Source organism: Clostridium sp. AM42-4 (assembly GCF_003480105.1).
Lineage (GTDB): Bacteria > Bacillota > Clostridia > Lachnospirales > Lachnospiraceae > Brotaphodocola.
Genome location: NZ_QUIK01000014.1, coordinates 1 through 8,114 on the forward strand (window position 1 = coordinate 1; position 8,114 = coordinate 8,114).

An 8,114-nucleotide genomic window follows, 5' to 3' on the forward strand; every position below is an offset into this window, starting at 1 on the left:
GAGAAGCCCCCACTTCAGGCGCTAGCTAAGTGGTGGGAGTATGTCACTGCATATCCGCTAAAGAGGATGAGTCCTGCAAAGAGGGCATACAGGGTAGGAAGCCCGAAGATAAGACAGGTTATCAGAATAAGGGAAAAAAGTCCCAGGGTAACAGTTTCCATGAAAATACTCCTTTTCGTTTGTAATAGGGAAACCGCAGATGTTGCGAACGACACCGGCAATGAAATGACCGGGTTCCCGCTCACTATCCTAACACAGTTTCTTTTTCCTTCCAAGATGAAATACTGCTTCCATTTCCATAAAAAATGAGATAGAATGTAACGAGTACAAGAGAGAGAGGAAGAAACAAAACCGGTCCAGACCGGTTCACCATACCCCGGAAGGAGGAAGAAGCAGAGTATGAAAATTGCAATCGTAACGGACAGCAACAGCGGAATTACTCAGGAGCAGGCAAAAACCATGGGGTTTTATGTGCTGCCGATGCCATTTATGATCAACGGTGAAACATTTGAGGAGGATATCAACCTGACCCAGGAAGAATTTTACAAACGTCAGGCGGAAGATGCGGACATCAGTACTTCCCAGCCTTCCCCGCAGGCGGTTACAGATCTGTGGGACAGCTTATTTGCACAGGGCTACGAGCAGATCGTCCACATTCCGATGTCCAGCGGATTGAGCGGATCCTGTCAGACTGCCCGTATGCTGGCACAGGATGAGCCCTATGAAGATAAGGTATTTGTCGTGAATAACCAGCGCATTTCCGTGACCCAGCGCCGTGCCGCAATGGATGCGAAGGAGCTGGCAGAGGCTGGCTTTAGCGGAAAGCAGATCTTCGAGATCTTAGAGCGCGTCAAAATGGAATCCAGCATTTACATTACGGTGGATACCTTAAAATATCTGAAAAAGGGTGGCCGCATCACACCGGCAGCAGCTGCACTTGGTACGCTGCTGCGTATTAAGCCGGTGCTCCAGATCCAGGGCGAAAAGCTGGATTCTTTCTCTAAGGTCCGCACCATGAAGCAGGCGCGTGCGACGATGCTTTCTGCGGCTGAGAAGGATCTTACTGAGCGCTACGCAGACCCAAAGGCAGAAAATACCTGGATCTTCGTGGCACATACCCAGAATACAGAGCTGGCAGAAGAGTTCGCAAAGGAGATCGAAGCACAGTATCCGGCAGCCGGTGAGGTGTATCAGGCACCGCTGTCCTTAAGCATTGCGTGCCACATCGGACCGGGCTCTCTGGCAATCGCCATGTCCAAGAAGATCGATATCGGGGCAGAACGGAAACGCTATGGCTTATAAAATGAAAAAACTGCAGATTCCCTGGCTGAAAAAGCGGGTAGTCAGCTTAAAGGTGCCGATCACCATCTGCCTGGTGCTGTTTGGCATCATCCCGATGTTTTTGTGCACGCAGACAATCTTGAGCTCCTTAAAGCAGACCCAGATCGATGAGCGTATGGTCGAGGTGCAGAACCAGTGCCAGATCCTAAGCAGCAAGATCGCCCGCACCGGGTATTTGAGCGGGGAGGATCGGAGCAGCTTAAACAGTGAGATCGAGACCATCGCAGATGTCTATAATGGGCGGATCGTGGTGGTCAACCGGGATTTTAAGATCGTACAGGATACCTTCCATATCGCGGAAAACCGCATGCACATTGCGGAAACCGTTATCCGGAGTTTTCAGGGCGAGACGGTGAGCCGCTACAATCGCGAAAAGCATTATTTTGCACAGGCGATGCCGATCTACAGCCTGGCACCGGACAAAAATATCGAAGGTGTTCTGGTGATGACAGCCTCCACTGAGTCCATGGTGCGCCTGACCGATGCAGTCGGTGACCGGCTGATCTTATTTCAGGTGATCCTGATCCTGGTGCTGATTCTGGCTGCAGTGCTTGCAGCTGCCATGATGGTCCGCCCGTTCAAAGAGTTCCAGGCGCGGCTGCACCATGTGGAGCAGGGCGCACTGGACACAGATATCAGCTCTGAGGCATACCGGGAGACGCGGGATATTTCCAGTTCCGTTGCACAGACCATCACAAAGCTGCAGGAGGTGGACCAGTCCCGCCAGGAGTTTGTATCGAATGTATCGCATGAGTTAAAGACGCCGATCACCTCCATCCGCGTACTGGCAGATTCCCTGATGGGCATGGGCGAGGTGCCGGTGGAGCTTTACCGGGAGTTCATGGAGGATATTTCCAATGAGATCGACCGGGAAAGCAAGATCATCGACGATCTTTTAAGTCTGGTCAAGATGGACAAATCCGAGGCAGAGCTAAATATCACCCAGGTGAACTTAAACACGCTGGTCGAGCAGATCTTAAAGCGGCTAAAGCCGATCGCAAACCGCCGGAAGGTGGAGCTGATCTTCGAGAGCATCCGCGAGGTCACCGCCGATGTCGACGAGATGAAGCTGTCGCTCGCCATCACAAACCTGGTGGAAAATGCCATCAAGTATAACATGGAAGAGGGCTGGGTGCGGGTCACCCTGGATGCAGACCATAAATTCTTTTATCTCAAGGTTCAGGATTCCGGCATTGGCATTCCGGAGGACGTTCAGGACCGCATTTTTGAGCGTTTCTACCGGGTAGATAAAGCGCGTTCGAGGGAGACGGGCGGCAGCGGCCTTGGCCTTGCCATCACCCGTAATGTGGTGCTGATGCATAAGGGCGCCATCAAGCTTTCCAGCAAAGAGGGCGAGGGAAGCACCTTTACGCTGCGCATTCCGTTAAACTATATTGCCTAGCAGGAGAAATTTATGGAACGATCACAGAATAAGCGTAAAATCCACAAGATGGATTTTTGTGTCAGAATAGGTTTGCTTCTGGTCCTTCTGGCTGCGTGTGTGCTTTTAGCCGGGTGCCGGAAGCAGGAGACACCCCTGCAGGAGGGCGAGACAGAATACCAGATTTATTATATGAACCAGTCGGTAACGAAGCTGATCCCGCATTCCTACCGCACAAAAACAACCGACACGGAAGGTCTGGTCGGGGAGCTGATGGAAAGCATGCTGCATGTGCCAGCCGACCTGGAGGCACAGGCGGTCTTATCGGATAAGGTGGTCTACCAGGGCTGCCGCCGGGATGACAACGTGCTGTATCTGTTTTTCGATAATAATTATACTAGCATGAACGCCTGCCAGGAAATTCTATGCCGGGCAGCATTGGCCCGGACACTGACACAGGTTCCGGGGATCGAATACATCAGCATCTATTCGGGGGACCAGCCGCTGTTAGACAAAAACGGGATGCCGTCAGGACCAATCTCGGCAGCCGATTTTGTGGACAGCATCACCGATGTCAACGCCTACGAGCGCACAGAGCTGACTTTGTATTTTACCAATGCCGACGGAACCATGCTGTTTCCGGAAAAACGGAGTGTCATGCACAATGTGAATACCTCTGTGGAGCGGGTCATCATCGAGGAACTGATCAGCGGGCCGAAGCAGCCCGGACTGATGCCAACCTTAAATTCCGACATCAAGATCTTAAATGTTTCCGTCAACGAAAATGTCTGCTATGTCAATTTTGATGCGGCATTTTTAAACAATTCCCTGGAGGTAAAGGATTATATTCCGATCTACTCCATCGTGAACTCGTTATCGGAGCTGTCCAATGTAAACCGGGTGCAGATCACGGTAAGCGGTTCCCAGGAGGTTACATTCCGGGAAAATATCTCATTGAATACGCTGTTCGAGAGGAATCTCGATTATATCGGAGGAAATTAATATCAGACATCCATTGCTGCTTTTGACAGGGGGATTCGTACTTGGAGAGGCCGTAATCCTGCATCAGGGCACAATGAAAGAGCTGGCACCGCTTTTTGCGGCGGCGCTGGTGCTGTGTGCGGTGGCTGCGTTAGTGGTCTGGCACAGATCAATATTCTGGGGCAGGAGCTTAGGAATCAGGCTTCTGCCCCTTTTTGTATTGCTAGGCATGGCGCGTGGGTACCAGGAAGCGCGGAGCGTGCTTGCAGAGCAGGGGCTGGTGCTGGAAGTAGAAAGTACCTACGGGGAAGGACGCATTGCTTCCATAGAAGAAAAGGACGCATGGACGGTCCTTTTGCTAAAGCAGGTGCAGACGAAGGAAGGCGGGCTCCGGTATCTGCAGGTGTATGTGGAGCGGGAGAAAGCGGAGCAGAATACAGCTGGAGGAGCAGAGAATTCTGCAGGAAAAACAGACCAGAGGATCTGGAAAAAGAAGATGCAGGCAGAGCAGGCTGAGAGGTACCGGATCGGGGAATGCGTGCGGGTCTGGGGCGAATTTACAGCGTTTGAGCCTGCCTCCAACCCGGGTGGATTCGATTATGCCGCATATTACCGCGGACAGAAGCTGGTCTGGAGAGTGTTTGCAAGGAGTGTGCGGAGAGCAGAAGAAAACGTGCAGGTATGGCACAGTCTCTTTGCGGCTCCTGCAAATGGACTTTTGCGTTTCCGGGGCTGGGCATCGGACCGGCTGAAGCTGTTAGCAGGGGAGGAGGACGGAGGTATCTTTTCCGCCATGCTGCTGGGTGACAAGAGCGGTATGACGGAAGAAATCCGTGATCTGTATCAGAAAAATGGTATTGCGCATCTGCTGGCGGTAAGTGGCCTGCACCTGTCACTGGTCAGTGTGGCAGCTTATGGGCTTTTGCGCAGGGCCGGAGCAGGATATGGAAAGGCAGCTGTGGCAGGAGGAATGATCCTGGTCATTTACAGCGTTCTGACCGGGGCATCGCCATCTGTCCTGCGTGCCCTGGTCATGACACTGTGCGGGTTTGCGGCTGCGTATCTGGGCAGGACCTACGATCTGTTATCGGCTATGGGCCTGTCTGCGCTGCTGCTTTTGTGGCATAGTCCCTACCTGATCGATCAGGCAGGGGTACAGCTGTCTTTTGCAGCAATTGGTGGTATCGGGCTGGCGAAGGAGCTGGAGTGCGGCAGGGAAATTGCGGGGGGAGAAACTTGGATAGAAGCCAGGAGAAAAGTCGGAATAGAAGTTGTGGGAAATGTTGTTAGAGAATGTGATGGACAAAATGTTGGAAAAGCAACAGGAGCAGTTGCTGGGGAAGCGGCTGGTTGGGCAGCAGGGCATGTCTGGGAGCAGACGCTGCGCCTGACCCTTTGCATGCAGCTTGTTACCCTGCCTGTGGTGCTGTGGCATTTTTTTGCCTATCCGTTATATGGGATCTTCCTAAATCTGCTGGTGGTACCGCTTGCGGGAATCATTGTGGGAAGTGGGGCCGGAGGGCTTCTTAGCAGCCTTTTTACGATACAGGGTGGCGCGTTTCTGACCGGAGGGGGACGCGCAGTTCTCTCCTGGTATGAGCTTTGCTGCAGATGGTTCATGAAACTGCCCGGAAGCAGCCTGCTCATGGGGCGGCCTGAGCTTTGGCAGATCGTGGTGTATTATCTGGTGCTGGGAGTATTTCTGGTATTGACCTTGAAAATCCGGGAAATTTCCGGAAGCTTCCGGGAGTATTTTCTTGTGTTTGCGCTGCTTTTGGGTCTGGCATTTTTGCATACACCCGCAGTCCGGGGACTTGAAGTAACAGTTTTAGATACCGGTCAGGGAGATGGCATCTGTATCTGCACAAAGAAAGAGGTGATTTTGGTCGACGGAGGCAGCACCGACCAGAAAAAGCTGGGAGAGTACAGCTTAGATCCATTTTTTAAAAGCAAGGGGATCCGGTCCATAGATCTGGCTATTGTCAGCCATGGAGACTGGGACCATATCAGTGGGTTAAGCTGGCTGATGGAACAGAATGCAGATGGTTTCATGAATGTAAAGACTCTGGTATTGCCGGAAGCCGGAAAAGGGGAAGAGGTATATGAGCGGTTAAAAGGATTGTGTGAGAAACAGGGCGGTCATGTGGTCTGGGCTGCACGCGGGGATAACTGGAAGGAGGCAGGAAAAGGAAAGCTGGCACTCACATGCCTGTATCCGGAAAGCCGGTATTCTTCCAGATCTGAACGCCAGAAGCAGATGCAAGTGGAAAAAACAGAACCAGAAATCCGTGCGGAAACAGACCGGAACGAGCACTCTCTGGTCTTCCGGCTGGATTATGATTCTTTTCATATGTTATTAACCGGAGATATGAGCGCAAACGGAGAGGAAAAGCTGCTCCGTCTGGAGCAGCAGGAAAAAGGGGCAGAGCATGTGGCTGCAAATGAACTAGAAACAGGAAAAGAAGTGGGCATAGGAAAGAAAAAGGGAAACGGACAGGAACGGAAGATGAAAACAGAAACAGGAACTGGGGACATCTGGGTTTTGAAGACTGCACACCACGGTTCCGCTTATTCCAGCAGTGAGGAATTTCTTTCGTGGCTGAAGCCAGACTGCGCGGTGATCTCCTGTGGGAAAAAGAACCGGTACGGACATCCGCACCCGGATACGATAAAACGTCTTACAGACTGCGGCAGCAGCATTCTGCTCACAACAAAAAGCGGTGCCATCATCTGGAAAACAGACGGGCACCGGATCAGGCTGGAAACGATGAAAGGGAAATGACGTATTCAGTATGCCTCATCATTCCGCAAATTGTGAAATACATAGGAAAAATAAGCATCCTGAGTCTCTTTTCTGCTCCTGCGGCTGCAGAAAACGCTCTCCCCGTTTTTTAAAAGAATTTTGCTGTCCTCGGAAATAGACTGGACCTGGGCAAAATTTATCAGAAGTGTTTTGCTGTTCAGATAAAAGCTGCCGGATTTTGGCAGCAAAGTCAGAAAATCCGAAAACGGCATGCGGGTACGGATGATTTCCTGCATGGTGTGGATCAGCAGGCAGTGACCGGATTTTTCCACATACAGGATATCATCAAGCGAGAGAGGACGGTTTATGGGGGCTGCTCCCTGCCCGGAGCTGACCGGAATGGTGAGACAGGATGGCACCGCCAGATATTCCCGGATTTCCTGAAGACACCAGGCAAGCTTTTCCGGCTTCACTGGCTTTAAGAGATAATCCAGTGGATGCACCTCGTAGCCCTCCAGCGCAAAATCCAGCTCGGAGGTCGTAAAAATGATAGGGATCCGCTTGGACAGACGGCGCAGGCGCCGGGCAGTCTCGATGCCGTTGAGCCCGTTTTTATCTAACATGATATCCAGAAAAATAGCCTGAAATGCGCCGGGGGTAAATTCCTGCAAAAATGCCTCTCCACTCGGATAACAGGAAAAATCTGCAGGGATTCCCGCTTTTTTATGTTCCTCCCGGATCAGCCCGGAAAGATACTCCTGGTCTTCGGTCCGGTCTTCTACGATCGCGTAATGCATAAAATCACCTCATCAAAAAGTATGTATGCTAATGTTTTGCATTTGCATACAACCAGTGTAACATGGAATAAATGCGGTGTAAAATGAAAAATGTATTGATGGATACACACATATAAACGATAATGGATATGGTTCACATGTGGTGCAAACAGCAAGTAGTAATAAGCGAAGGCAACCTGAAAAGCTTTTGTGAGATTGCAACAGATTACAAAGAGATTAGAACAAAAATGATGTTTTAGATAGATGAAGTGGAAAATCATTTTCATAAAACTCTGGTTGAAAATATGATTAGCTTATTTAAAGACAAGACAGTGAAATGCCTTTGATACTTCCGTCAACTATGAAGATCTTATGGCATTGAAGAAGGAGCTGATGCGATGAAATATAATCAAGGGGGGAAAAGTACAATATGATCATTATGGTATGTGTAGACGATCACAATGGAATGATGTTCAACAAGCGCCGCCAGAGTCAGGACCGGACGCTGCGTCAGCATATGCTGGAGCTGACAAATGGGAAGAAGCTGTGGATGAATGCATACAGCATGGGGCAGTTTCCAGATGAAGCAGCCAGCCGCATTCAGGTAACCGAAGATGGCTTTCAAAACATTCCATCCGGGGAATATTGCCTGATTGAAGACCAGGACCCAGCTGAGTACGCAGAAAATGTGGAAGGGGTGATTCTGTTTCGCTGGAACCGCAGTTATCCGGCAGATTTATACTGTACTCTGGATCTGTCGGTGTGGAAATTGGCGCAGACAGAAGAATTTGAAGGGTATTCGCATGAGAAAATCACGCAGGAGCGTTATGTGAGGGAATAACAATTTGATTAACTTTAATAGGGCCGTGTGAGTTGCTTTTCGGCAACTCAC

The 8,114-nt window shown here is 50.6% G+C and carries 7 protein-coding genes; 6 read left to right on the plus strand and 1 reads right to left on the minus strand.

Annotated features, from left to right (window positions below):
- The 5 genes from DW922_RS17695 to DW922_RS11730 form a co-directional block, all read left to right on the plus strand.
- Positions 1-309: hypothetical protein (locus tag DW922_RS17695; RefSeq protein ID WP_195715058.1), on the plus strand; the 309-nt coding region annotated here is incomplete at its 5' end.
- A 90-nt stretch (positions 310-399) separates the two neighbouring features.
- A complete protein-coding gene (locus tag DW922_RS11715) occupies positions 400-1,302 on the plus strand; it encodes a DegV family protein (RefSeq protein ID WP_118726657.1) in 903 nt (300 codons plus the stop codon).
- Complete coding sequence (locus DW922_RS11720; protein WP_118726658.1) at positions 1,292-2,743, plus strand: ATP-binding protein; 1,452 nt, start codon at positions 1,292-1,294, stop codon at positions 2,741-2,743. Before DW922_RS11715 ends, DW922_RS11720 begins: the two co-directional genes overlap by 11 nt.
- A gap of 12 nt (positions 2,744-2,755) precedes the next feature.
- Positions 2,756-3,724 (plus strand): GerMN domain-containing protein, encoded by a 969-nt coding sequence (locus tag DW922_RS11725; RefSeq protein WP_243032206.1) that lies wholly within the window; start codon positions 2,756-2,758, stop codon positions 3,722-3,724.
- A gap of 73 nt (positions 3,725-3,797) precedes the next feature.
- Positions 3,798-6,485, plus strand: a complete 2,688-nt coding sequence (locus DW922_RS11730; protein ID WP_118726659.1) for a ComEC/Rec2 family competence protein — start codon at positions 3,798-3,800, stop codon at positions 6,483-6,485.
- Between the two features lie 5 nt (positions 6,486-6,490).
- Here the strand turns inward: DW922_RS11730 and DW922_RS11735 are convergent, their stop codons facing one another.
- Positions 6,491-7,243 carry a LytTR family DNA-binding domain-containing protein gene (locus DW922_RS11735; RefSeq protein ID WP_118726660.1) on the minus strand — a complete coding sequence of 251 codons (753 nt, stop codon included), beginning with the start codon at positions 7,241-7,243 and terminating at the stop codon, positions 6,491-6,493.
- A gap of 409 nt (positions 7,244-7,652) precedes the next feature.
- On the opposite strand from DW922_RS11735, the gene DW922_RS11745 reads away from it, so the two are divergent.
- The gene (locus DW922_RS11745) at positions 7,653-8,063 is read left to right on the plus strand and encodes a ribonuclease Z (protein WP_118720423.1); all 411 of its coding nucleotides are present in this window, start codon (positions 7,653-7,655) and stop codon (positions 8,061-8,063) included.
- Positions 8,064-8,114: the final 51 nt, after the last annotated feature.

What these genes read in the sequence shown, in the direction of transcription:
- DW922_RS11735 (WP_118726660.1), bottom strand. Translation starts at nt 7,243, where the DNA reads ATGCATTACGCGATCGTAGAAGACCGGACCGAAGACCAGGAGTATCTT.
- DW922_RS11745 (WP_118720423.1), top strand. Translation starts at nt 7,653, where the DNA reads ATGATCATTATGGTATGTGTAGACGATCACAATGGAATGATGTTCAAC.
- DW922_RS11720 (WP_118726658.1), top strand. Translation starts at nt 1,292, where the DNA reads ATGGCTTATAAAATGAAAAAACTGCAGATTCCCTGGCTGAAAAAGCGG.
- DW922_RS11715 (WP_118726657.1), top strand. Translation starts at nt 400, where the DNA reads ATGAAAATTGCAATCGTAACGGACAGCAACAGCGGAATTACTCAGGAG.
- DW922_RS11730 (WP_118726659.1), top strand. Translation starts at nt 3,798, where the DNA reads ATGAAAGAGCTGGCACCGCTTTTTGCGGCGGCGCTGGTGCTGTGTGCG.
- DW922_RS11725 (WP_243032206.1), top strand. Translation starts at nt 2,756, where the DNA reads ATGGAACGATCACAGAATAAGCGTAAAATCCACAAGATGGATTTTTGT.